We start from the raw sequence: 23,344 nt of genomic DNA on the forward strand, positions 1-23,344 counted from the left end.
GACGGGACGCCCGGGCCCTGGCCGGACGCTCACGCACAGGACTCGCCCGCGTTGATCAGCTCCCAGCTCGTCGCCGCCGCCCACCGGCCGTGCTCCCGGGCGATAGTGGCCGCGTGCTCACCGGACAGGTGCCGGCCGACCTCCGCCACGGTGACGGCCATCCGGTCACGGAGCATCCCGGCCCGAGCCTCCAGCGCCGTCTCGATGCGCGCGGACAGGGCCGCCTCCTGCTCGGGCCGCTCGAGGTCGTACTGCTCGATGGCGTCGATCACGTCACCGAGGACGTCGTAGGCGGCGTCCTTCAGCACCACGCGCGCCTGCCGGACGGCGTGCCTGGGCGGGCCGTCGAGGACCTTCTCCAGGCTCTTAAAGGTGTAGTCGAGGGCGAAGTGGCGGTCCACCCACCGCTGCGCCCAGCCGCTGGCGACGCCGATGCGCCAGTCCCGGTAGCGGCAGGCGACCCGGCCCATGAGCGGCTCCGGCTGCCCGGTGAGCCCTTCGGCACTCGCCTGCCGGGTGTAGGCGGCGCCGATCAGGCACTCCATGCTGACGAGCATGTAGCTGATCCCGGTGTGCAGCGGCCGGCCGGTGGTGTGCGCGGCCACCCACTCCTCGTCGCGTACGCCGCGGACGATCTGGCGCGGCGCCAGGCCGGGCTGGGGGCGCAGCAGCAGATCGGTGCGCCCCTGGAAGGCGTGGGTGGCCTTCAGCTCGTCCAGGCTCATGAGCGGGTCGAAGGTGATGTACGTGTAGCGGGTGGGGACGTCGAGCGCGGACAGGGTCCGGATCGCCAGGGCGTTCTGCTCGGCGGTCGTCTCCTTGTTGAAGCGGGTCAGGATCGAGTCGACGCCCGACTCCACGCCGAACAGCATCCGCCGAAGGCCCAGGTCGACCAGGGTGCGCCACATGCGGGCCCGTTCGACATGCCACGCCTCGTCCTGGTCGGTACGCACGGTCTGGTCGATGCGGCAGCTGGACTCCCAGGCGAACCCGGCCTCGTGCAGGGTGCGCGCGAGCTCCAGGACCCGGCTGACGGCGTCGTCGCCGCCGCCGATGATCTCCTCGTCGACCAGGTAGAGGGTGCGGGAGATACCCGGGTGGCGGTCGAAGACCTGGCCCAGTTCGTCGAGGATCCACGGAAGTTGCCCGGGGGCGGCGCCCGCCCACAGCCCCTTGTGGCCACGCGGGCAGAAGGAGCAGGTGTTGGTGCAGCCGCGGCTGGTCTCGAGCTGGGCCACACCGTGGTGGGCGAAGGTGGCCGGCAGCAGGTCGAGCTCGGGCAGGATGTCGCTGGCGGTGTCGCGGGCGACGGGCTTGGCGGTGCGGCGCCGGCCGATGGCCATGCCGCCGCCGCGGGCGGCACCGGTGTAGCCGATGCCGGGTATCTCCTGGCGCGGGATGTCGCCGTGCCAGTGGGCCAGGACACCCTCGATGGTGGCCTCGCCGCCGCCGCGGGCGACGAGCAGGTCGGGGTAGCGCTCCAGCAGCAGCCGTTCGTTGCGGGCGGTGAGGCTTCCGCCGGCCACCACCAGCGGCGGTGCGGGCAGGGCGAAGGCCGCATCCAGGAGCTGGAGCATCAGGTCGTGCTGGCCGAACGTCGCCGAGATGCCGACGATGTCCGGCGCCTGGGTGGAGAGCTGCTTGAGCAGGTCCTCCAGCGTGACACCTAACTGCATGTCGGACAGGGCGACCGTGCCCACCAGCGTGGAGCGGGCCGCGCGGGCCACGTCGCTGATACCGAGAGGGAAGCGCGGCAGCGGAAAGAACTCCGGGTGGTACAGGGCCATCAGGTGCACGTCCGGCCGGGTCAGCCGGTAAACGGCGGTCTCGGTCAGCTCGGCGTGCGACAGCCAGGAGTCCGGCATGTCCAGCCGGATGTGCCCCTCGCTCCACCGCGGCCAGTGGCGGGAGACGTGCTCGGCGCCGGCCAGGTCGGCCGCGACCCACCCGCCGTTCGGGCGTTCCAGGAGCAGCAGGCGCCGGTCCAGGGTGCCGCTTACCCTCACCCGCCCCGGCGCGCCCTCCAGGTGGGCCTCCAGGCGGGCCCGCAGGTCGTTGGGTGAAGTGAGCAGGGGGGCGAGGCGGCCCGGTCGGTATCGGTCAGCGGGCGGCTGGCGGGGTGTGCGGTGGTGACGGCGAGGTCCAGCCGGTCCAGTGCCGCAGTGGTGGTGTCGGCCATGTGGAAGGGGCCTTTTGGGCAGGGCCTACCGGCCCCCGGGGTGTGCAGGCGGTCCCCGGGGGAGGGCGGGCGGTGTTCGGGAGGAGGTCAGGTGGTGGACGGCTCCGGTGCGGTGGTGTGGCCGGCGGCTTGAATCCGGCACCAGGCGGCCAGGTCGGCCGGGGTGTCCAGCAGCCGGGCAGGTTCGGCGCGGGTGAGGTCTTCACGGCTCGCGTAGCCGTAGGCGACGGCGATCGCGGTCAGCCCGGCGGCGTGGGCGTGCCGGACATCGCTGCCGGTGTCGCCGACGTACGCGCTCGCGCCCCACCGGGTGCGCAGGTCGCGGAGTTTGTCGGTCTTGCTGCCCGGTTCGTCGCGGGAGAGCAGGATCCGGGGCATCGCCTCCGGGGTGAGGGTGCGGGCGAGCAGGGTGCGGACGGTGGTGTGGTGGCTTCCGGTGACCACCGCGTACCCGGGCCCGGCGGCCAGGCCGACCAGCGAGTGGGTCAACTCGGGGATGACGCCGTGCGGTTCATCGGCGGCGGCCTGGGCGGTCAGCTCGGCGTGCCGCTTCCAGAACCGCTCGGCGATCTCGAAGTCGATCCAGCGGGTCAGCGAAGCGCTCAGCACGCCCTGGTAGATGACCGGCAGGTCGCAGGGCCCGGCCAGGTCAGGCAGCGCCCACAGCTCCATCTCCTTGCGGGCGTCCTGGTAGCAGCGCCAGGCCCGGGCGCGGGAGTCGTGCAGGACACCGTCGAAGTCGAACACCAGCATCAGCTCACCTCGCCCAGCGCCACGACCGGTACACCGCACCAGGCCAGCAGTCCGGGGCAGGGCAGCAGCCGGGCGAGGTCCTCCAGCGCGGCCCGGTCCCAGGCCGACGGCGCCTGGAGCGGGGCGAGCAGCAGCACGTCGCCTTCGCGCACGGCCTGGGCGCGGCCCTCGGCCCAGCGGGCGACGGCCTTCAGCGCCATCTGCGTCTCCTCGCCCGTCGGGCCGGGGCCGATCGGGCGGGTGGCGGTGCCGCCGAACGGCAATCGGGGCTGTACCAGAGCCCCGGGCGGATCCTGCCACCGGTGTACGACGCCAGGCACGGCCGTCTCCGGGCCTCCGACCAGGTCACTCAGGACGGGCTGCAGGGCCTCAGCGGCCTGGGACATGCCGCGCTGAAGCCGGTACGCCTCCACGGCGGTCTCGGCCGCTCGCTGCGGGTTGTAGGTGCGCGGCAGTTGCGCGCCCCGTGCCGTCCCGTAGCACAGCAGTGCTACGGCGAGCGGCGCGTACCAGGGCCTGGTGTTGGGCAGGCGGCGGGCGAGATGGTCGGCGATGGTGTCCAGGTTGCTGCCGAACGCGACGGAGAGCGCGGCCAGATCGAGCAGCGGGGTGAGCAGCTCGTTGTCGCGACGGTAGGCGTGGGCGAGGTGCCCGGTTTTGCGCAGGCGTCCGGCGCCGTCGAGGAACCACTTCTCCGCCTCGCACCGATTGTCCGGCAGCGACGGGGCCAGCGCGGACAGCAGTTGCAGCATCCGCGCGGCGCCCGTCGCCACCGCGGTGTCGTCCGTTCCGGTCAGGGCCCGGGCCACCGTCTGCAGGACCTCGGGCATGGGCCCGCCGGGTACTGGGGATTCCACCGGGAGCTGCCGGGCGCGGTCGAGGACGTAGTCCATCGCCTCCTCCAGCTTCCCGGGCGGCGGCTGGGGGCTGAGGGGAGCGGTGGTGACGAGGTCCTCGCTGACCACCAGCGCGGGCGCCACGGCGAGCGTGGCCGGGACCACGGAGCTGCGCACCAAGGTGGCCGCGGCCCGGGCGGCGTCGCCGAAGATCCCGGGCGGCACCCATCCGGCGACCGCGTGTCGAATGCCCGCAGAGGTGGCCAGCCGGACAGCGGCCCGGGCCGGGGAGCGACGCCGCACGCCCGGCCACGGGGTCAGGGCGGAGTTCTCCCGCCCGGGCACGAGCCCGTCCACCGCCGGCGCCGGCCCGGCGTCCTGCCAGCGGGCGTGCGCGTCCAGGTAGGGGGACAGGGCGTCCGGCTGAAGGCGGCGGGTGGACTGCCACCGCTCGCGCGGCAGCACGGTGACCGCGATCCCCTCCTGGCGCAGTCCCTGCACGTCGGCGGCGTCGAAGACGGGCACCAGCACCTCGCCCCCGGCCGGCCCCGGAATGTCCCGAGCGAGGGAGAGCAGGGTGCGGCCGGTCAGCGGCGGGTCGTCCACGAGCAGCACCCGCCGGTCCCGGACATCCAGGTCCTCGCCGGGCCGCACGCTCGTCACCCGCACATCCACGCCCGCAGCCTCCAGCCGGGTGGCGACCAACGGCGCCAGATACGCCCCGCCGGTGCGCACCCCCGCGACGAGAACCGGCCCGGCGTCCTGCCGGGCCCCCAGCCACACTTCGGCCAGGGCGAGGACGTCCTGCCACTCCACGCCCTGAACAGCCAGGGACGCCGGCAGACGCACGAGGGAAGCGTCCCTGGTCAGCCAGTCGGGGATGCGGTCGGACTCGGGCGCGATGAGGATGTCCTCGCCGGCCGCGAGCCGCCGGGCGGCACGGAACGTCATGTCCCGCAGCACCCGGGCCCCCAGCGTGCCGGTGTCGCAGCAGCGGATCCACAGCGCGGCAAGCGACTCGTAGCAGCGCAGCGCCTCCATCGGCTGCCCCGCCCGGGCCTCAAGGGACCGGGCGAGGTGGGCGATGGTCAGCGGCCGGATGGCTCCGCTGGTCATGCGGTGGCCTCGCGGCGGGCCATGACGTGCACCAGGCGGCCCAGCTCCCGGTACGGGCTACGGCTGGAGGCGGCCCACTCGGTCTCGAGCGCCGCCTGGTACTCCTCCTCGGTGGGCTTCCAGTCGGTGCGGTGGTCGTGGAAGATCCGCACGCCCTGCCACGGCAGGGGGGTGAGACCGTTCGCGCGGGCGAGGTCGTCCAGGTCGTCGGGGGTGTCGCCGCGTGTGGTGATGCCGAGGTTGCCGACGCTGGCTGCCTGCCCGCTCTCGATCTGCGCCCGGGCCGACGCGTAGTCGCCGGACAGTGCCTCGCGCACGCCCACGGCGAGCCGGTTCTTCGTCAGGACGCTGAGGATGCCGCCGTCGGCGACGAGCCGGGCGAGGTGGGCGACGGGGGCGACGGAGTCGGCCAGGTACATCACGACGCCGTGACAGACGACCGCGTCGAACGCGGCGTCATCGAACGGCAGGGTGTAGATGTCGCCCTCACTCAGGGTGACTCGCTCGGCGATCTCGGGAACGGCGGCGACCCGCTTGGCGGCGGCCTCGAGCATGCCGGGCGACTTCTCCACGCCGGACACGTGGTGTCCGGCGGCCGCGAGGCGCAGCACCATCTCCCCGTCGCCGCATCCGACGTCCAGGACCCGGGCGGGCCGGTCACCAAGCTCGGCCAGGACCCGGCGCGCGGTGATGTCGTGGCGCAGACGGCCGCGGCCGCCGCCGGAGTACGCGGCGTAGCCGGAACCGACGGTCGCGAAGTCCGGGGAGGTGGAGGAGGAAGCAGCGGTCATGGGGTGAACTCCTTGTTGAGGGTGGGCCAGTGTTCGACGAGGAAGCGGAACGAGGGGTAACGGCCTCCGGTGGACAAGGCCTCTCCGGCCGCTCCGGAGGGGGTGAAGGTGCCGGTGCGGAGGGCCTGGCGGATACGGACCAGGCGCGGGATCCGGGCGGCCAGCTGCGGCACCCGGGCCCGGGCGTCCGGGGCCGGCAACCATGCGGTCAGCTGGTGCGGGCGCATTTCCTCCCACACCACGACGTCCGCGATCCCGCCGCCCAGGCGTACGGCGAGGAAGTGCGGCACCGCGGTCGTCCCGGGCGACGGGCCGCGGTGGCCGAGGGTGGTGACGGCGCCGGGGTAGCCGGTGCGCAGGGCGGTGAGGTGCTCGGCGAACACGGCGCTGAGGTTGCAGGCCAGGCAGCCGCACACCGACCGGACGCCGGTGAGGTCGTCGAGGGTGAAGATCCGCTCAGCCACGTCCGCCGCCGGCGGCCGGGCCGTAGAGGCGGTAGTAGTCATCGACGATGCCCGCCTCGGCCAGGATCAGGTTGGTCGCGGCGACGTTGTGCCCGGGCCGCAGCCGCTCGTCGGCGCGGGCCAGGGCCACCGCGCCGACCGCGAGCCCGGCCAGGACCAGGTCAACGTACCTGTTGGACAGGGACTCGGCGTAGTGGAAATTGATCGGCATACCGTGCCCGAGGACGACGATCTCGGGGCCGCCGGCGAGCTGGTAGCCGGTGCCGAGCACGCCCCGGTCCGTCACCGCGGTGCTGCCGGCGCGCAGCTCGTCGAGATCGAACTCGAAGTTCCGGCTGGTGGTGCTGACCAGGAACGACCGCTCCGGCAGGAGCCGGGCCTCGCGCGCGCCGAAGCTGCGGCTGCCGACACAGCCGATAACCAGCCGCGGCTGGTGCGTACGCACCAGCTGCTTCAGCGACTTACCGGTGAGGAACCCTTCCTCGTGCGCGGCGACCAGGCGGGTGATGTCGGAGTCGAACACCGCGACCCGCATCCGCCGCATCTCCAGGACGCGGGCGACCTCGTGCCCGATCCGGCCGAAGCCGAGCACGAGCGCGGCCTGACCCTCCAGCTTCTCGTCCGGCAGCAGCCTCAAGGTGTTGCGGACGGCCGCGTCGGCTATGCCGTACGACTCGATCATGGACTTCATGTCGCTCTCGGCCACGCTGAACAGCGGCAGCGGCAGGTCGAGCCCTTCCACCTTGCGAATACCGGAGGTGGTCTGCTCCACCAGCCCAACGAAGTGGTCCGCCTGCCCGGGCAGTTCGCGAAGGACGGTGGGCAACACGTAGCCGCCGTCGTCCATCACCACGGTGCGCTTACCGGAGGCGGCGACGCGGCTGATGTGGTCCTCGATCCCTTCGCGCAGGTCCCGGTAGCGCCACACGGTGATGCCGTGCCGATGTACCAGGTGCGCGTCCACCCGGTGGGTGTGCGCGTAGGGGTACTCCTTGTCGATCACGGTCATGTGCCCCGGGTCCACACCGAGGGCGAGCAGGCTGTCGACCAGCACGAGGAAGTCCCGCATGTGGTGAATCGTCAGCAGCACACCGACGCCGGACAGCGGCTTGTCGGCCCACCGGTCGGCCAGCCGGCTCGTCAGCGGCAGCTCGGACACGGCCGCAGCGACCTCGGTGGCAGTGAACGGCAGATGGCGTACGGCCGCGAAGAACGCCTCAGCCGCGGCCGGGGTGCCCTGTTCGAACGTCGCCACGATCCGGTAGGTGTGCGCGACCGCCGCGGCCGGGTCCGCCGGAACGGCCAGCGTCAGCCGGCCGCGGCCGCCGTCGGCGAGCGAGCACTGCCACGACGCCGATGTCTCGTCCCAGTCCATGCTCTGCACGCCGGGGGTGAGAGCAAGTCGGGCGGCGAGTTCACCGGCCAGATGCCGGACCTCGTCCTGAGTGCCGATGACGTCGACCGCGTGGACGAGCGGCGGTTTCACGGATACGGGCATGGACGCCCTCCTGTCAGGGTGTGGATCACGGGATGCCCGGGACTCAACGCTCGCCGGGAAGGATGTAGGTGCGGCAGCGGCCGGTGACACGCATGCCGCTGGCGGTGAAGTCGGCCGGGTCCTGCCGCGTCACCGCGCGCACGGTCGCCACCCGCTGACTGGCGGCCAGGGCGTGCGCCTGGGCGATCAGCCGCCTGCAGACCTCCGTATCGGCGGCCCACACCTCGGCCACCAGCAGCTCACTGCCGGTGGTGTTTCGCTGGACCAGGGCCAGCAGCAGCGCCCCGGTTGGCGGGTCGAGCAACAGCGTCTCGGCGCTGAAGCGTGCGTCGTCCCGCCACCGCAACAGCGTCGACTCGGCGAACGACGACTCCAGACCGGCGAACCGGCGGCCGGCCGCAGCGACGTACGCCTCCAGCCCGGTGATGCCGACTGCGGTGACGGCACCGGGCACGTCGGCGGACGGGGTGCCGTGCAGCACCGTGATGGTGTCCAGCACTTCCCACCCGGCCTCGGTGAAGAACACGCCGGCGCCGTCACGGTCCACGGGCACGTCCGTGGTCACCAGCGGCCACTGCACCGCGCCCACCACCGTCTGCAGCAGCCTTCGACCGAGACCCGCTCGTCGCGCCGAGGGCTCCACAACCGGACCCCACAGCCGCGCCCTCGTCTCACCGGGCTCCGGGCGCCGCACGGCACACCAGCCGGTCAGGTTCTGCCCGTCGCGGGCCACCGCGAGGACGGGCGGCACGCCGGTCAGCGCGTTCGTCAGCCGTGAGCGCACCAGGGAGGCGCTGACCGGCCGGTCGTCGCTGTACCCGCTGATGCACCGCTGAGCCAGGACCGCGAGCTCTTCACACACGTCGTCATCAAGGCTCGGGAGCAGGTCGATCTGCAGACGGGAATCACTCATGCGGCGGGCCTTTCTGCGAGCCGGACGGGCGAGGCGGCGAGAGGGGGTAAGGAGGCGATCTGCCTGTGCCGCTCGCGCAGACGGTGAGCCTGTTCGGCATACGGTGGCAGGCCCGCGCCGGCCCGGCGGGGGTTGAGCTGTTCGGGATCGGTGATCGGGTGCGGCTCGAGGAGCCCGTCGGGGCGGAACCAGTGCTGGGTTCCGTAGACCTGCAGCTGCCCGGCGTTGACGAGGCAGCGGTCGTGTAGGTGGGCGAGTTGGGCGCTGGTGGCGTCACCGGCTTTCACGGCATTCTGCAGCAGGCTAAGCAGTATCCGCTGGAGCGCCGGGGTGTGGTCGCTTTGCACCGCGATGTCTACGGCGGCCTGGCAGGCGTCCGCCCCCACGGTGCTCCGGCGTGGCCATTGCCCGAGCTGTGCGACGATCCGCTTCAGCCCGGTGGTGTTGTCGTGCTGGGTCTGGGCGAGGGCCGCGAGCGCGTCCGGTGTCATGCCGAGGCGTTCGGCGCCGGGTGTGCGCCAGTGCGCCTTGGCGCGCAGCGCGCGGCTCAGCAGGTCCTCCGCGAGAGTGGGGTCGCCCGGGGCGGGCTGGTGGTGCTCGTTCACGAGCTCACCTGTGCTTCTGTGCCGGCGGGGCGGGGCCCGCGCTTTGTGACCCAGACCTCGCTCAGGAGGGAGTGGATGGTGACCGTGCGGCCCGGAGTGCGGTAGGCGGCCACGACCTTCTCCGCGAACTCCTCCCGCGCAGCGCCGGTGAGCTTCCTGCCTATGGCGGCGTGCGTTCTCGGTGGGGTCACAGGACGTTCTCCCTCGCGTGCGAGGGCGAGTCCGGCGCCCAGGGTTCGGATCTGTTCGAGCATCGCCTCGTACTCCCTGTCGTCGTCGCTGATGTCGACCCGGGAGGCGGCGAGGATGCCGTCGCCGGAGATCACGAACGAGCGGAAGTACCGGGTCAGGCGAGCGGCTTCGAGCTTGCAGCGTTGCGCGTCGGGCGACCCGTTCGTGACGACGCCCAGTTCCCAGTCATGGCCGGCGAGTTGCTGCAAGGCGGTGCAGACCTCGGGACGGTAGGGCACAAGTTCGGCGGAGCGTCGCCGGTAGTCGGCGTGCAGGAACGCGATGGAGCGCCGGAGTTTGAAGGTGCTCTTGATCTCGGCGAAGAACGTGTGGCGGGCGTCGGCGTGGCACGGCTCGGCTCTCATGAGCGCGGACGGAGGGATGCCGGTGGAAGCACAGAACTCCTCCGCCCACCTGGCGAATGCCGCCGCGTGGTCGGTAAGAGTGCCGTACAGGTCGAAGAGCGCTGCCTTGCGCATCGTGGTCACCCCCACACCGGACCGGGGCCCGACAGCGCGACCCTGGCCAGCCCCGCTGTGGGAAAGTCAGCCGCCGCCAGGGTGGTTTCGTCGAGCTCGGCGTTGATCAGCTCCCGCATCAACTGGCGGACGACCAGCCGGTGCAGAGCGTCATCGCCCAAGCGGACGACCTGGTTGGTCTGCGGAGGGTCGGTGGGGGAGTACAGGGTGCCGCGCACGCCGATGACCGGGGCTTCGCGCACGCGCAGAGCGATGAACCCGCGCTGGAGCGCCTGGTACGCGCGCCGGGCGCACGGGATGCAGACCGCGGGCGTGGCGGTCGTGATGCTGCTGGGGAAGGACACGAGCGCCTGGGTGTTCTCATCGGCGTGCAGGAGCCAGAGCGTTCCGCGTTCGTCGCGGTCCGGGTCGCCCTTGCAGACTCCGCACAATGGCCGCCCGTCCATGACCTCGCATGGCGCGCGGGGTGGTGCGCGGCCCAGTCCGGCTCGCCGGTCGGTGCCCCTTCCCATCGCCCCCAGAGCAGGCCGTCGACGTCACGGTCCTCGGGCCGTTCGTCGGCGAAGTAGACGTGCCCGTTCTCGTCGAACAGCACGGTGACGTCGCAGGCGAACTCGCCCTCGAACGGAGCGATGTACAGGGGAATGCGCCGCTTATGGGGCGGGTTTGTGGACGGTGGAGCGCTGAGGGCTTGCACGGACGTCTCCTGGTCAGGCGGCGCGGATCTGCTCGGTCTCTTTGGCGCGCTCGGCAGTGGCGATCGCGACCCGAGGTCCGCTGGCCGCGGTCATGGCCGTTACTGTTGGGCGGCAGGGCGGAGCCCTATGCGTCGGCGGCGAGGGCTGTGAGGACGGGGTGGGCTAGCAGTGGCCGGCTGAGCCGGTTGCCGTCCCGGCTCACCCATCCGGAGGCGCTGGCCACGCGTCCGGCCGGGCTGCGAACGTGGGGAGGGCGAGGCTGGTGCCTGCCTTCAGGTAGGTCGTGCCCGGCGGCCAGGCAGGCACATCGGACTCTGGTGGGAGGAAGATCCCCCACTGACCGGCGTGCGCGAAGACCCAGCCCAGAGGAGCGGTCCGCGCCCCTTCCCGCGAGGGCGCTCATTAGGAACCGGCCAAGCCCTTCGGGCATGAGCAGGACCTCCCAGTCTGGGCCCGACCCGCCGCAACTGGGCAGCCAGGGGGAGATCGCTCGGCGGGTCGGGAGCGGTACGAGTCGCGAAGGTCGCGAGGGTCATGTCACGGGTCCTTGCTGGCACGCCTTGGCCGAGAGGGCCAGGGTGCCGGAGGCGGGCGGGCGGGGGGCGAGTTCGACGGCGAGCTGCGCGCTGCTGTACCCGCGCAGGACGTTGTTCAGGACGCGGACCGGCTCGCCGTCGAGCGTGAGGTGGAAGCAGCGGGCGGCCAGGGCGCGCAGGATGGTTCGGGCTTGGAGCTCGGCGAGCGGGATGCCGGCGCACAGGTGCGGTCCGCCGCCGAAGGCGAGGTGTTGGTGGTTGCGCGGGCGCCTGATGTTGAACTCGTCGGCTTCGTCTCCCCAGTGGCGGGGGTCGCGGCCGGCGGAGCCGTACAGCAGCCACACCTGGTCGCCCGCGGCCAGGTGGACGCCGCCGATGTCGGCGTCCTTGGTCAGCAGCCGCCCGAAGCCCTGTATGGGGGCTTCGAGTCTCAGAGCCTCGTGGAAGGCGGGTGTGGCCCAGCGGACGGGGTCGCGGCGGAGGGTCTGCCACTGCTCCGGGTGCCGGGCGAGTTGGACGAGGCAGTCTGCGAGGCCGAGGACGGTGGTGTCGATGGCCGCGGCCGTGTACGCCGAAGCGAGGGGTACCGCGTCGCTCTCCTCGATCTGCCCAGCGTCGACGGCTTCGAAGATGGCCCCCATCCACGACTCAGGGGGCACGTTCTCGCGGATCAGCCTCTCGTGGAGCATCCCGACCATGCGGGACGCCAGCGGCAGCGCCTGCTGGTAGCGGTCGCCGTGCGGGCCGAACACGTCGAACGTCGCCGCGGCACCGGACAGCAGTACCTCCCGGTCCGCGTCGGGCAGGCCCATCAGCTCCATCACCGTGTCGCAGACCATGTGCCGGGCCAGCACGGCGGCGTCGAACCGACCCGGCTTCGTGTACTGGTCCACCAGGCGCTCGGCACGGTCGGTGATCCGGCGGGCCAGGGCCCTCATCGCGCGGGGAGCGAGCTGCTTGGACAGGACTCGGCGGAGCTTGGCGTCAGCGGAGCCGTCGGAGGCCGGAACCGTACCGGCAAGGATCTCCCGATTCGCGAGGGCGGTGAGGGCGATCCCGCCCTCGGAGCCGAAGACGTCCGGGGCCTTGAGGATCGCGAGGAGGTCGGCGTGCCGGGGTATGGCCCACACGCCGTACTCCTCCAGGTACACGGCAGCACCAGTGCACCGCAGGGCGCCGTACGACGGGTACGGGTCGGCCAGAACGCGGTCGTCGAACAAACGGAGAGAGCTGCTGGGCCCGATGCTGCTCTGCATGACTTCTCCCGGTCGAGGGCTGATCAGCGGTGGTCAGGTGGTCACGCGGGAACGGGAGATCACCCGGTCGAGCACGGCGAGCAGGGCGTCGCGCACGGAGCCGCGCTCACGGGCGTCGACCATGACGATGTCGTCCTAATGATCGCGCCCTTGGCGCCCTCCACGGGGTCCGGCCACATGAACCAGAACCGGTCCTGCCCCGGGGTGCCGAAGAGCATCAGCACGTCCGTGGCGACGTCCGTGGTGAAAGTGATCCGGTCGAAGTCCATGGCGACGGTCGCACTGTTCTTGTCCGGGGTGCCGGCCAGGTCGTCGACGGTGGTGCTGAGCTGACTCAAGCGCTCCTCGGTGCGCAGCGGAGTGATCTCGCTGATGGCGCCGATCAGCGTGGTCTTGCCGACGCCGAAGCCCCCGGCGACGAGGATCTTCACGTTCTGCGCGGGCGGGTCGAGGCGATCAGAGGTTTTCAAGTCCGGTCCTGATTCTGAGGAGGAAGTCGGTGTCGGGGTCGTTTCCGCCGACGAGGCCTTGGAGGATGACGAGTTCGCGGTTTTCGAGTTCGACGACGAGGGCCGCGGTGGGGGTGAGCTTGAGGCGTAGGTTGGCGGCGATATCAGCGACGGCGATGCCGGGGGACCGGTCGGCGAGACGCAGGACCGGGACGCTGGCGAGCCGGTCCGATGGTGCGGTAGGGCGGATCAGCGTCTGCATGGTGATCCGCCCGCCGTCGTCCGCGCTCGTGGCGGTCAGGTGCGGGGCCGTCCAGGTGAAGGGACGGCCCCCACGGTGCGAGGCCGGGCAGGGGCGCTCCTTGCGGCAGGCGGACCGAGCGGGTTGTTCAGTACAGTCGAGGGATCACCTGCTCGAGAATGCTCACCGCTCGGGCGACTTCAGCGGCGTTGGCGTTGCGGTACGCCCACTGCAGGTCGTCGAGGACAGCAAGCACCGAGTAGGCGTCCAAGGCACGGGCTTCGTCAGCAGAGAAGTCTCGGCCGTACCCTGCCTGGCACGCGGCCTTGAGCTGGGGATGTGAGGGCCAGGTGTCGGCGGCCAGCCACACAAAGTCCTCGACCACTATGCCGTTGCCGCAGTCCTCGAAGTCGAAGAGCCCAAGGAGCCGCGCCGCGCTGTCCCACTGCCAGTTCCTGGCCTGGAAATCTCCGTGGCGAAATCCGATCGGCAGGTAGGGGGCGAGCAGCCGCAGGACCTGGCTGGCCCGCTCGATCCCCTTTCTGTGCCGGTCGGACAGGAGATGGGAGACCTTCGGCACGTGCGAAGTCGCCGCATCCACCTTTTCATCGACATCGGCGATGGCTCGGGCGCGGGCCGCTGGATCAGGACGCTCCAGATCGTGCCAACGCCGCAGCAGACCTCCGGCGAGCGAATGCACCGTCCGCTCCTGCTCCGCTCGCAGTTTCAGCCCCAGAACCCGGGAGCCCGGCAGCGTCGACGTCATGATCACGCCCAAGCGGGGGTCCGTGTCGAGCAGCCGAGGTGCCCGGCCGGCACCCAGCGCGGCCGCGGCATGCCGGTAGGCATACACCTCACGCTGGTAGCGGAGCGCGTTCCGGCTCATTTTGACGTACACGGAGTGCGTCCGTACGTGCACACGCCACACCCGTGAGCTGGACCGCCTTGGCCATGGAGCGTCGGCGATGTAGTCGATGTCCGGCATCTTGCGCTTCACCCATAGTTCCACCTCGGGCGGCATTACCGCGTTCCGGCTCATCGGTATGCCTCCGGGCGCACGCCAGCCGGAGGATGCGGGTTGACGGCGAGACATGCGGCGCGTTCGAATTTTTGACTCCGTACCAGGTGAACGGGTCTGCACTGCATTGCGCCCCTTCATGTCGAACGAATGAGCGGAACGCCGAGGGAAACGACCCTCTCCGGTGGCGTCACGGCTATTTTCGGGCGAGTTCTCGCACTAGATTTCGAAGGCAGAGTGGGGGTTTGTGTCTGGGGCATCCACATCGGTGCGGCGCCACCGCCTGCCCAGCCCCACTCGTTGGTGAGCATCCTCGGGCCCTTTCCGTCAGGCTGCTTCGCCGGTGTTCCCGGCTTGGGTGGTGGTGAGGACGACGGGCAGTTCGCGGTAGTCGTTGCCGATGAACGACGGTTGGGGGAGCAGGCCGTTCTCGTCGGCGGCAAGCCGCAGACGGGGGAAGCGGGCGAAGAGGGCCGGCAGGGCCACGCGGGCTTCGAGCCGGGCGAGGGGAGCGCCGAGGCAGAAGTGGATGCCATGGCCGAAGGCGAGGTGCTGCCGGTCGGCGCGGTCGATGTCGAAGTGGTCGGGCTGGGGGTTGGTCATCGGGTCGCGGCCGTGCGCGCCGAAGCCGATGAGAATGAGGTCGCCCTGGCGGATCGTGACGCCCTCGCCGAGGTCGATGTCGGCGACGGAGTAGCGCAGCGGCAGGTGCATGATCGGGGGATGCTTACGCAACGTCTCCTCGGTGACGTCGTCCCAGCGTGCGGGGTCAGCGGTCGCGGCGGCGAGCTGCTCGGGGTGGGCGAGCAACTCGACGACCGCGTGATTGATCATGGAGACGGCGGTCTCCGAGCCCGCCCCGATCATGAGGATGAGGGTGCTGACGAGTTCGTCCTCGCTGAGCCGGTCGCCGTCGGCTTGGTGGGCGGCCAGCAGGAGGCTGGTCATGTCGTCGCCCGGGGTGGCGCGCTTGGCGGCGATCAGGGCGCGCATCGCGGCGAACATGTCATCGCGGATCTGGGCGGCCGTCTCGTCGGAGGCGCTCGTGTCCAGGACAGAGTCGATGACCCGCAGCATCTCGGGCCGCTGCTCGTCCGGGACACCGAAGAGGTCGCAGATCACACGGGTGGGAACCGGGTAGGAGAAGACGGCCCGCAGGTTGACGGGCTGGTCCGGCTCCACCGATTCCATGGCGTCCAGCAGGCTGGTGACGATCGCCTCCACGGCGGGGCGCATCGCCTCGATCCGGCGGGCGGTGAACGCACGGCCCACGAGGTCCTTCAGGCGCTTGTGGTCGGCGCCGTCGCTGGTGAACATGCTGATGACGTCGACCCAGGCGGCCAGCCACGGTATGGCGAAGGGCCGGTACCCGGGCCAGCTCTTGCGGGCGTCCTTGGAGACCCGCGGGTCCACCAGCAGCATCCGCGCGACGTCGCCGCGGGTGACCGACCAGGCAGTCAGGTTGCTGGGCATCGTGACGCGGACCGCGGGGCCCTGGGCGCGGAGCTGGTCGGCCTGTGCGTACAGGTGTCGTCCGGTGGTGTCGAGGGGGATCGGCGAGCTGGTCACGCATTACCTCCTGCGGATGTGGTGGCGGTGAGGACATCGGCGGGCTGCTTGCGGAAGCTGACGTTCAGCGAGACGGGACACTGGTGGAACGGGCCCGGCCGGTTCGGGACGTCGGGGTCGGTGAGGTTGAGGTCCCACAGGCGGTCCAGGATCGTCTCGATGGCGGTCTGGGCGATGACGCTGGCCTGGCCGTCGGCCGGGCAGCGGTGCGGACCGGCCGACCAGGCCAGATGAGAGCGGTTGTCGTAGCCGAGGCCGGGCGGCAGAGCGGGGTCGGTGCCGGTAGCGGCATGGCTGATGAGAACCGGCTCGCCTTCGGGGATGGGGACGCCGTGCAGCATGGTGGCGTGACGGGCAAAGTGGGCGCTGAAGTTCGCCATCGGGCTGCGGGTCCACAGCACTTTTTCCATGGCGCGCCGGACGGTGACGGTGCCGCCGGCGAGGTCGCCCGCGTAGGTGTCGTCCTCCAGGAGCAGGCGCAGGCCCGAGGCGATCCACGCCGCGGTGGGGATGGTGCCGGCTCCGACGAAGCAGAAGAGCTGGTGGACCATCTCCTCATCGGTGAGGCGGGCGGGATGGGCGAGCATCCAGGACGTGAAGTCGGCACCGGGCTGCTGCTTCCGCGTCTGGATGAGCTCGAAGAGGATGCCCGCGAAGTCCTCGGCAGCCTGCGCGGCCGAGGCGCCAGCGCTGATGATGCCCTGGCAGGCGGTGACCATCCGCCCGGCCAAATGGGTCGGGCAGCCGAGGATGTCGGCGAAGATCAGCAGCGGAAGGGTGTCGGCGAAGTCGACCATCAGGTCGGCGTGCCCGCTAGGAGCGATCCGGTCGATGAGCAAATTGGCGTGGAGCTGGGTGGTCTCGCGCAGCATGTGGACGTCGACGCGGGCCAGGCACTGCTCCAGTGCGATCCGCAGCCGCTCGTGGCGCTGGCCGTCGGCGTACAGCAGGCTCGGGCGGAAGGCCATGAGTGCCAGGATCGGGCTGTCCGGCGGGACACGGCCGTTGTTGAGCGCGGCCCAGCGGCGGCTGTCCTTGCTGTAGGTGGCCGTGTCATTGAGCAGGGTGATCGCGGCCCGATGGCTGGTGACGACCAGGGCGTACGCGTTCTCCGCGATCTCGGCCCAGGCCACCGGGCCGGCGGCCCGCAGCTCGGAGTAAGCGCCCTGCGGCCGCAGAGCGAAGGCGTCGCCGAACAGGCGAGGCGGGCGCGGGGAAGTAATCATCGGACGGGCTCCAGGCGGGGGCGGGTGAGGATGTCGGTGACCAGGGCGATCAGGCCTTCTTTCGCCGAATGGCGGAAGCGTGCGTCCAACCACACCAGCGGGCGGTCGTCGGCCATGGTCAGGGAGTCGCGGATCTCGGCGTCGCTGTAGCGGGGGGCGCTTTCCTCAGCGAAGTGGTTGACCGCGACGGTGTACGGCAGTCCGGCGGACTCCAGCAGGTCGATCGCGTCGAAGCTCTCCTCGATGCGGCGGGTGTCGACGAGGACAAGGCCGCCCAGAGCGCCGTCGAGCAGAGAGCGGACCATGCGGTGGAAGCGCGGCTGGCCCGGGGCACCGAAGAGGTAGAGCACGATGTCCTCGGCCAGCGTGACGCGCCCGAAGTCCATCGCGACGGTGGTGGTGGTCTTGTCCTTCATGCCGCCGAGGTCGTCAATAAGTTCCCCGGCCTTGGTCATCTGCTCCTCGGTGCGCATGGGGCGGATTTCCGAGACCGAACCGACCAGGGTGGTCTTGCCCACCGCGAACGGACCGAGGACGACCACCTTGACTGAGCGGGCCCCGGCCGACACATAACGGTCAGAGCTTCTGTAGTCCATCCAAAACCCTTCTCAGGAAGTCCTCATCGTGCTGCTCCGCAGCGGGAACGAACGGTGCACGGGCGACCAAGTGACCGCTGTCGACGAGACCGGAGACGATGACCTTGGTGACAGCCCCGGGCAGTTCGAGGTGGACGGCGACCTCGGACACGGCCAGGACGCCGGGAAGGCACAGGTCCATCACCCGGTACGCCTGTGCACCCAGGCCAGCCAGCGGCACATTGGGGTCGGCGATCAGCAGGGTGGCCTCGTCCAGCGTGGTGCGCGAGGGCGTGGCGCGGCCGCCCGTGGCGGTGTAGGACCGCACCATTCCACGCCGCTGACGCCCGTGCGCGGTCATACGGTGCTGCTCCGCTCGCGGGCGCCGAGCACCGGGCGCAAGCCCTGAATCATCTTCAGCGTGCCCGTGATGGCGAGCGAGGCCTCCTTGCTGAGCGCGTCGCCGCGCACGGAGACACCCACTCCGGTGCGCTCGCCCGCCGCGAACAGCAACACGGTGGCGTCCTTCAGATCGCTGACCACGTGCCGCATGACCAAGGAGCTCTTGTTCTGGTCGGGGTAACCACAGAACGCGCCGAGGTCGGCTTGCAGAGACTTGACGCCGGAGAGGGCGGCTGCCGTGCGTTCGGCGTCGTCGCGGGTCAGGTCGTCCGACTTGGCGATCACCAGTCCGTCGCTGGAGAACAGGACTGCGTTCATGACGCCCGGCTCCTCGCACAGGCGGTTCAGGGCCCAGGTCATGTCGGTGGAGTCGGCGGTGTGCTGATCGGCGGTGGTCACTGCTGCAGTCCTTCGGGTTCGGTGGCCTCGTAGCCTGTGCGGAAGGCCTGATTCAGGCTGTCGAAGCCCGCGGTCAGGGCATCGGGGTCGGCGGAATCGGTCAGCGCCTCTTGGGTGGGTCCCTGAGGCGGGGGCATCAGGTTTCGTGGTGTGCGTTTAGGCAGGCCCGAGACTGTGGTTCGCGGCGCCGGGCGCGCCGTGGCCTCCACCGGCGGATGCGCGGGAGGTTCAGGCGCTGGGGCCGCGAGCGCCGCAACGGGTGCGCTGGGCGCGACCGGGGCATGTTCGGGCTCGACCGTCTTTGGGGGCTCGCCCATCAGAGCGCTGGGGACCAGGAGCACGGCCTTGACCCCACCGCTCGCCGAGGGGGCGCCCACGTCGACGCGGAACTTGTAGTCGTAGGAGAGACGCCCGATGACCGCGAACCCGAGCTTGCGCTCGTCCTCGAGGCCCGCGGCGTCCAGCAGAACCTTGTGGGACAGCAGCCGTTCGGCGTCGGCGAGTTGGTACGGGTTCATGCCCAGGCCGGTGTCCTCCACGACGATGCGATAGCCGGCCTGGACCCGCTGGACGTAGACCGTCACCTCGTCGCTGGAGTAGGTGGTCGCGTTGATCATCAGCTCGGCGAGGGCGACAGCAATGGGCTCGACGACCCGGCCCTCTACGTACTGCTCGCCGACGTCGGGCAGGTAGGTGTAGTTCACCCGGTCGTACGGGCCGATGCGTCCGCGCGCGCTCTCGATGATCTCGCGGAAGGTGGCGTTCGCCCGCTGTGTGCCGGGCCATGAACCGGCGAGAATCCGCAGGCGCTGGACCATGTGCAGGGCTCGCGTGGCGAAGTGGTCGATCTCAATGAGGCTCTGGTGGTAGGCGCTGGCTTGCGAGTGCTTGCCCAGCTCCTCATCGATCTTCATCTGGAGCTTGGTCAGGAAGGTCTGGACTTCGTCCGCGGTTCCGCGGACGCCGGCCCGGGCCGAGCGGCCGATGCCCTCACGGGTCACGGTCACGGTCTCGCGCACCATTTCCACGACCGCCTGGTGGAACTTGTCGAACTCGGTACCGGACAACATCTCGCTGGCCAGGCCGGGGACCAAGACACCCGGGTGTCGCCGGGCCTCCACATCGAGCACGGCTGGCAAACGCTGCTCCACCAGGTGGTGGAACTCCTCGCGGACGGCCTCGTACCAGTGCCAGTTCGTGGTGAGCTGTTCCTGCAGCGCCTCCTGCTTGGCGGCCGCCTGCCGTCGGACCTCGCCCACCCTCTGGTCCGTCGCCGCCTCGGCTTTGGCAGCGCGCTCCTCCGCAGCCAGGCGGCCCCGGATTGCCTGACGCTTACCGCGGGTCTGAAGGACGAGCGCGCCGGAGACAGCGGTGAGTCCACCGCCCAGCGCTATCTCGGCCACAACGTGCGGGAAGAGATTCATGACAATCCTTCAGATGCGGGGGCATGGCGGGTGTCGAAGCCGCGGTGGTCCGGCCGGCGGGCACCGTGCGGGAGGAGGGCCGCCGGGACGGGCCTCACCGAGCGCTGCGGCCACGGGGGGAGGCCTTCGCGCTCAGGGGTGCGCACCCGTCCCGACGACCGGTCTAGGGGGAGATGCCGCCGATGACGTCCGCAACGCCCTGGACGGCTTTGCTGATGGTCGGGGCCAGCGTGGAGTCGTGCAGGTAGAACCCGAGCAGCACGGCGGCCACCGCGTGCGCGGGCCTGAGCCCTGACTTCCTGACGAGCAGCACCACGACGATGCCGAGGACGACCACGAGCGGCAGAGTGAGAAACACGCGGATCCTTCATCACGCGGCCACCATCCTCAACTGAGCACGGCTGAAGCTGAGTTGCTGGTGGAGACTGCCGGGCGAGGTGGTGGGAAACGATGTCTCGTACGGCAGTAACCAGAACCGACGGGGACAGCGCGACCATCCTGATCCGTACGCCGCGCCGCAGACCCAGGAGTCGTGCAGACACTGGGAGTGCGCGGCGCCCCAGCGGTGGATGGTGCCAGCCTCCACAGGGATGAACATGGATCCGTGGGCCGGGCAGCAGAGCGCCGGACCGACGGGCTCACCCTCGGAACGCAGCGCCTCGAGTGCGGGCATCCCCACGCGCAGTGCAGTGACAACGACGTCGACGCCCATAGCAGCTGCCGCTCGCGGCCGGGGGTTTTCCGCGAACTGGACGTGCCAGGGGAGGCGAGTGGCCAGGATCATCGGAACTCCATCAGCGGCAAAGTGGACGGTTCGACAGGCGGAATGATCGTGAATCCAGCGTGATGCGTTTCGCGTGCCACCGATACGCCAAACTGCCGCCACTTCCTCGCCACTTCACAGTCGCGGACGGTGATCGACGGGCTCAGAGGGCGAGCACAGACGGTGTGAATCGGATGATTTCTCTTCGTAGGCTCCACGGCTGCGCACGCGGGCGACCGTGTCGCCACTTGTTCGCCACTTCCAAGTCTCCTCTTGACACGGCAGCAGAACTCCGGTAATGAACTGCCCCCTCGCCCGGTCTCACCTGCCCGGCCTTCCGTCACCGTGGGCGTTGGGGGGAGAGGGGAGCGGCGGTTCATGACGCCGTCCCGGCAGGCAAGGCGGGGAGCGGGTCGACGTGGTCGCGGCTGGCGGATACGGGTCCCGTCATCAGCACCGCACGCAGGACGGCCAAGTGGCTGAAGCCCTGGGGGAAGTTCCCCAACTGGCGTCCGTTGCGCAAGTCGTACTCCTCGGCGAGCAGGCCCACGTCGCTGCGCAGCGAAAGCAGACGGTTGCGGACCGCGGCGGCCTCTTCATGGCGGCCGATCCTGTCGAGCGACTCGGCCAGCCACCCGGTGCAGATCAGGAAGTGGCCCTCGTCGCCGGCCAGGCCGTCAACACCGGCGTGCTCGCCCTCGGTCGGGTACCGCAGCACGAGCCCACCGGTGGTGCCCAGATCGTTCTGAACCGCTTTGATCGTGCCAATGACCCGCCTGTCCTCCGCCGGCAGGAACCCGCTGAGCATGGCGTGCAGGAGGGAGGCGTCAAGCGCGCTCCCCCCGTAGTACTGGGTGAAGGTGTTCCGCTCGGCGTCGTAGCCCTTCGCGCACACCTCACGGTGGATCTTCTCGCGCAGCGCCTTCCACCGCTCCAGCGGACCGGTGGCGTAGCCGAGTTCGATGAGCCGGACTGCCCGGTCTACGGCGACCCACGCCATGATCGCGGAGTGCGTGAACCGGCGGCGCGGGCCACGGATCTCCCAGATGCCCATGTCGGGCTGGTCCCAAAGCGTCTCCAGCTCAGTGACGAGATCCATGATGAAGGCAGCGATGTCGGGCGCCTCGTCCGGGCTGGAGAGCGCGATCTCGCAGAGAGCGTCGGCGACCTCACCGTACACATCGATCTGGAGCTGGCCGGCGGCGTCGTTGCCGATCCGGACCGGCGCCGAGCCCTCGTACCCGGGGAGCCAGGGCAGCACCTGCTCGGGCAGGTCAGGTTCGCCGCCGATCCCGTACATGATCTGCCGACGGCCCGGTGTGCCGGCGCACGCCCGTACCAGCCAGTCTTTCCAAGCGAGGGCTTCGGACAGGTACCCACAGTGCGCGAGGACGCTGGCGATGAACGCGCCGTCGCGGAGCCATGCATAGCGGTAGTCCCAGTTGCGGACTCCGCCGAGCTCCTCCGGCAGGGAGGCGGTCGGCGCGGCCACGATCGCCCCGGTCGGACTGTAGATGAGAGCCGCCAGGGTCAGCAGGGAGCGGACTGCCGAACCCCGGTCCGGGCCGGTGTAGGTGCAGCGCGCGACCCACTTCGTCCAGTGGTTGAGGGTGTGCTTCAGCAGGGCATCAGGGGCAGTCTGCGGCGGAGGGCTGTCGGTGCCCTCCCGCCACGACAGCGCAAACGAGATCCGCTCTCCCTCGGTGACGGTGAAGTCGGTGTGAATGTCGCCGGCCTCGGCATGGACGGGCTCGGTGGCTTCGAACCAGAGCCGCCCGTCGCCGTCCTCACCGAGATCGATGGCAAGGCGTGTGTCGTCGGCGCGTTCGAGGTGAGGGACGGTGTGTCCGTAGCCGGGCCGGACCCGTAGCAGCGAGCGCATCGTGACCTGCCCCTGTACGCCGGTCACGATGCGGACGACCTGCGGGGCCTCGTCACCTGGCACCATGAAGTCGGTGACCTTCACCGTGCCGGACTCGGTGGTCCATTCCGTTTCCAGGACCATCGTGTCACCCATATACCGGCGGACTGGGACGGGCGCGGAGACGTCGCCTGCGAGGAGGGCAGGGGCGAGCTGCCAGAAGCCGTGCTCGGGGGTGCCGAGGAGGCGGGTGAAGACCGCGGCCGAGTCGAACCGGGGCAGGCATAACCAGTCGATGCTGCCATCCAGACGGACCAGAGCGGCTCCCCTCTGGTCGCCGAGCAGGCCGTAGTCCTCGATTAGCCCCGCATGCCCCACACGTCTGTTCGCCCCTGGCGCACAGGCGGCCACATACAGGCGGAGGCCACTGGGCTCGGTCCAGTTCACGAGGAGACCGTCGGCGAGCAGCGGTCGACACACCCGCGCCATCCGGCGCGCTTTGAGGCCATGCCGATGGGCGAGCTGCCCGATGGGCAGTGGTGTACCGGCTCGGTAGCGCCCGGAGCGGATTCCGTCACGGATCTCGCGCACGAGCTTCCTGTCCTTCGGGTGCGCCTCGTTCGGACGGAGGCGCCGAGCCGGCCCCCGGCGCGGGGCGGTGATGTCGCCGTCCGCGTCCAGCTCACGGAGCGCTGCTCGGGTGACCTTCGCCGACTGGCCCATACGGCGGGCCAGTTCCTTGACGGGTGGCAGCGCCTTGTTATGCGGGTACTGACCGACAAAGCCTCGAAGTGCGGCGCACGCCTCGTTGAAGCCCTTCTGCACGGTAGCGGTCGCCACGCGGCCACCGTCGTGGGCGCGAACGGTGCCCCTGGAGGGCACCGACTGCAACGCGTTGATGTCCTCCTTCAGCACGGCCGTCGTCTGCGCGACGACAGGGTCCGCCGGCCGACGGCGGCGCAGAGCATGGAACACAGTCACTCCGAGGGGGACGTGGGGCGGTAGGGGCGGGTGGTCACTGCCGTCTTGAGACGACAACGGGCCGGGCGTGTCTGCCGTTGA

The 23,344-nt window shown here is 70.6% G+C and carries 22 protein-coding genes; all 22 read right to left on the bottom strand.

Features of this window, described 5'->3' with window-relative positions:
* Positions 1–29 precede the first annotated feature (29 nt).
* Complete coding sequence (locus tag ADK41_RS00560) at positions 30–2,006, bottom strand: B12-binding domain-containing radical SAM protein (RefSeq protein WP_234318552.1); 1,977 nt, start codon at positions 2,004–2,006, stop codon at positions 30–32.
* A gap of 260 nt (positions 2,007–2,266) precedes the next feature.
* Positions 2,267–2,932, bottom strand: a complete 666-nt coding sequence (locus ADK41_RS00565; RefSeq protein ID WP_030819574.1) for an HAD family hydrolase — start codon at positions 2,930–2,932, stop codon at positions 2,267–2,269.
* Complete coding sequence (locus ADK41_RS00570) at positions 2,932–4,884, bottom strand: phosphoribosyltransferase (protein ID WP_030819573.1); 1,953 nt, start codon at positions 4,882–4,884, stop codon at positions 2,932–2,934. The genes ADK41_RS00565 and ADK41_RS00570 overlap by 1 nt, the downstream gene beginning before the upstream one ends.
* Positions 4,881–5,675 (bottom strand): class I SAM-dependent methyltransferase, encoded by a 795-nt coding sequence (locus ADK41_RS00575; protein ID WP_051842884.1) that lies wholly within the window; start codon positions 5,673–5,675, stop codon positions 4,881–4,883. The genes ADK41_RS00570 and ADK41_RS00575 overlap by 4 nt, the downstream gene beginning before the upstream one ends.
* On the bottom strand, positions 5,672–6,139 hold the full coding sequence (locus ADK41_RS00580; RefSeq protein WP_030819568.1) for a hypothetical protein: 468 nt from the start codon (positions 6,137–6,139) through the stop codon (positions 5,672–5,674). The genes ADK41_RS00575 and ADK41_RS00580 overlap by 4 nt, the downstream gene beginning before the upstream one ends.
* Positions 6,132–7,637 (bottom strand): hypothetical protein, encoded by a 1,506-nt coding sequence (locus tag ADK41_RS00585; RefSeq protein ID WP_030819566.1) that lies wholly within the window; start codon positions 7,635–7,637, stop codon positions 6,132–6,134. Before ADK41_RS00585 ends, ADK41_RS00580 begins: the two co-directional genes overlap by 8 nt.
* Positions 7,638–7,680: 43 nt before the next feature.
* The gene (locus tag ADK41_RS00590; protein ID WP_030819564.1) at positions 7,681–8,550 is read right to left on the bottom strand and encodes a GNAT family N-acetyltransferase; all 870 of its coding nucleotides are present in this window, start codon (positions 8,548–8,550) and stop codon (positions 7,681–7,683) included.
* Positions 8,547–9,155 (bottom strand): DUF6624 domain-containing protein, encoded by a 609-nt coding sequence (locus ADK41_RS00595; protein WP_051842883.1) that lies wholly within the window; start codon positions 9,153–9,155, stop codon positions 8,547–8,549. Before ADK41_RS00595 ends, ADK41_RS00590 begins: the two co-directional genes overlap by 4 nt.
* A complete protein-coding gene (locus ADK41_RS38530; protein WP_078661783.1) occupies positions 9,152–9,865 on the bottom strand; it encodes an HAD family hydrolase in 714 nt (237 codons plus the stop codon). The genes ADK41_RS00595 and ADK41_RS38530 overlap by 4 nt, the downstream gene beginning before the upstream one ends.
* A gap of 5 nt (positions 9,866–9,870) precedes the next feature.
* Entirely contained in the window at positions 9,871–10,311 is a 441-nt protein-coding gene (locus ADK41_RS42680; RefSeq protein WP_234318550.1) for a hypothetical protein, read from the bottom strand.
* 784 nt (positions 10,312–11,095) lie between these two features.
* A complete protein-coding gene (locus ADK41_RS00610) occupies positions 11,096–12,355 on the bottom strand; it encodes a cytochrome P450 (RefSeq protein ID WP_030819559.1) in 1,260 nt (419 codons plus the stop codon).
* A gap of 59 nt (positions 12,356–12,414) precedes the next feature.
* Entirely contained in the window at positions 12,415–12,825 is a 411-nt protein-coding gene (locus tag ADK41_RS00615; protein WP_420706712.1) for a GTP-binding protein, read from the bottom strand.
* The gene (locus tag ADK41_RS00620; RefSeq protein WP_030819555.1) at positions 12,812–13,066 is read right to left on the bottom strand and encodes a DUF742 domain-containing protein; all 255 of its coding nucleotides are present in this window, start codon (positions 13,064–13,066) and stop codon (positions 12,812–12,814) included. The genes ADK41_RS00615 and ADK41_RS00620 overlap by 14 nt, the downstream gene beginning before the upstream one ends.
* A gap of 127 nt (positions 13,067–13,193) precedes the next feature.
* Positions 13,194–14,042, bottom strand: coding sequence for an aminoglycoside phosphotransferase family protein (locus tag ADK41_RS00625; RefSeq protein WP_158717627.1), 849 nt, complete (start codon positions 14,040–14,042; stop codon positions 13,194–13,196).
* 348 nt (positions 14,043–14,390) lie between these two features.
* Positions 14,391–15,632, bottom strand: a complete 1,242-nt coding sequence (locus tag ADK41_RS00630) for a cytochrome P450 family protein (protein ID WP_030819551.1) — start codon at positions 15,630–15,632, stop codon at positions 14,391–14,393.
* Positions 15,629–16,858, bottom strand: coding sequence for a cytochrome P450 (locus tag ADK41_RS00635; RefSeq protein WP_030819549.1), 1,230 nt, complete (start codon positions 16,856–16,858; stop codon positions 15,629–15,631). The genes ADK41_RS00630 and ADK41_RS00635 overlap by 4 nt, the downstream gene beginning before the upstream one ends.
* Positions 16,855–17,454, bottom strand: a complete 600-nt coding sequence (locus ADK41_RS00640; RefSeq protein ID WP_030819547.1) for a GTP-binding protein — start codon at positions 17,452–17,454, stop codon at positions 16,855–16,857. The genes ADK41_RS00635 and ADK41_RS00640 overlap by 4 nt, the downstream gene beginning before the upstream one ends.
* On the bottom strand, positions 17,435–17,794 hold the full coding sequence (locus ADK41_RS00645; protein ID WP_030819545.1) for a DUF742 domain-containing protein: 360 nt from the start codon (positions 17,792–17,794) through the stop codon (positions 17,435–17,437). The genes ADK41_RS00640 and ADK41_RS00645 overlap by 20 nt, the downstream gene beginning before the upstream one ends.
* The gene (locus ADK41_RS00650) at positions 17,791–18,234 is read right to left on the bottom strand and encodes a roadblock/LC7 domain-containing protein (protein ID WP_030819544.1); all 444 of its coding nucleotides are present in this window, start codon (positions 18,232–18,234) and stop codon (positions 17,791–17,793) included. Before ADK41_RS00650 ends, ADK41_RS00645 begins: the two co-directional genes overlap by 4 nt.
* Positions 18,231–19,658: a sensor histidine kinase gene (locus tag ADK41_RS00655; protein WP_051842879.1), complete on the bottom strand. Its 1,428-nt coding sequence runs from the start codon at positions 19,656–19,658 to the stop codon at positions 18,231–18,233. Before ADK41_RS00655 ends, ADK41_RS00650 begins: the two co-directional genes overlap by 4 nt.
* Positions 19,659–19,821: 163 nt before the next feature.
* On the bottom strand, positions 19,822–20,016 hold the full coding sequence (locus ADK41_RS00660) for a hypothetical protein (protein WP_030819541.1): 195 nt from the start codon (positions 20,014–20,016) through the stop codon (positions 19,822–19,824).
* 781 nt (positions 20,017–20,797) lie between these two features.
* The gene (locus ADK41_RS00670; protein ID WP_420706714.1) at positions 20,798–23,005 is read right to left on the bottom strand and encodes a glycoside hydrolase family 15 protein; all 2,208 of its coding nucleotides are present in this window, start codon (positions 23,003–23,005) and stop codon (positions 20,798–20,800) included.
* Positions 23,006–23,344: the final 339 nt, after the last annotated feature.

It is taken from the genome of Streptomyces caelestis, assembly GCF_001279005.1.
GTDB classification, from domain to species: domain Bacteria; phylum Actinomycetota; class Actinomycetes; order Streptomycetales; family Streptomycetaceae; genus Streptomyces; species Streptomyces heliomycini.

Coding starts and splice junctions, on each gene's coding strand:
- ADK41_RS00585 (WP_030819566.1), bottom strand. CDS start 7,637: ATGCCCGTATCCGTGAAACCGCCGCTCGTCCACGCGGTCGACGTCATC.
- ADK41_RS00645 (WP_030819545.1), bottom strand. CDS start 17,794: ATGACCGCGCACGGGCGTCAGCGGCGTGGAATGGTGCGGTCCTACACC.
- ADK41_RS00670 (WP_420706714.1), bottom strand. CDS start 23,005: ATGGGCCAGTCGGCGAAGGTCACCCGAGCAGCGCTCCGTGAGCTGGAC.
- ADK41_RS42680 (WP_234318550.1), bottom strand. CDS start 10,311: ATGGACGGGCGGCCATTGTGCGGAGTCTGCAAGGGCGACCCGGACCGC.
- ADK41_RS00590 (WP_030819564.1), bottom strand. CDS start 8,550: ATGAGTGATTCCCGTCTGCAGATCGACCTGCTCCCGAGCCTTGATGAC.
- ADK41_RS00635 (WP_030819549.1), bottom strand. CDS start 16,858: ATGATTACTTCCCCGCGCCCGCCTCGCCTGTTCGGCGACGCCTTCGCT.
- ADK41_RS38530 (WP_078661783.1), bottom strand. CDS start 9,865: ATGCGCAAGGCAGCGCTCTTCGACCTGTACGGCACTCTTACCGACCAC.
- ADK41_RS00640 (WP_030819547.1), bottom strand. CDS start 17,454: ATGGACTACAGAAGCTCTGACCGTTATGTGTCGGCCGGGGCCCGCTCA.
- ADK41_RS00570 (WP_030819573.1), bottom strand. CDS start 4,884: ATGACCAGCGGAGCCATCCGGCCGCTGACCATCGCCCACCTCGCCCGG.
- ADK41_RS00620 (WP_030819555.1), bottom strand. CDS start 13,066: ATGCAGACGCTGATCCGCCCTACCGCACCATCGGACCGGCTCGCCAGC.
- ADK41_RS00575 (WP_051842884.1), bottom strand. CDS start 5,675: ATGACCGCTGCTTCCTCCTCCACCTCCCCGGACTTCGCGACCGTCGGT.
- ADK41_RS00565 (WP_030819574.1), bottom strand. CDS start 2,932: ATGCTGGTGTTCGACTTCGACGGTGTCCTGCACGACTCCCGCGCCCGG.
- ADK41_RS00610 (WP_030819559.1), bottom strand. CDS start 12,355: ATGCAGAGCAGCATCGGGCCCAGCAGCTCTCTCCGTTTGTTCGACGAC.
- ADK41_RS00655 (WP_051842879.1), bottom strand. CDS start 19,658: ATGAATCTCTTCCCGCACGTTGTGGCCGAGATAGCGCTGGGCGGTGGA.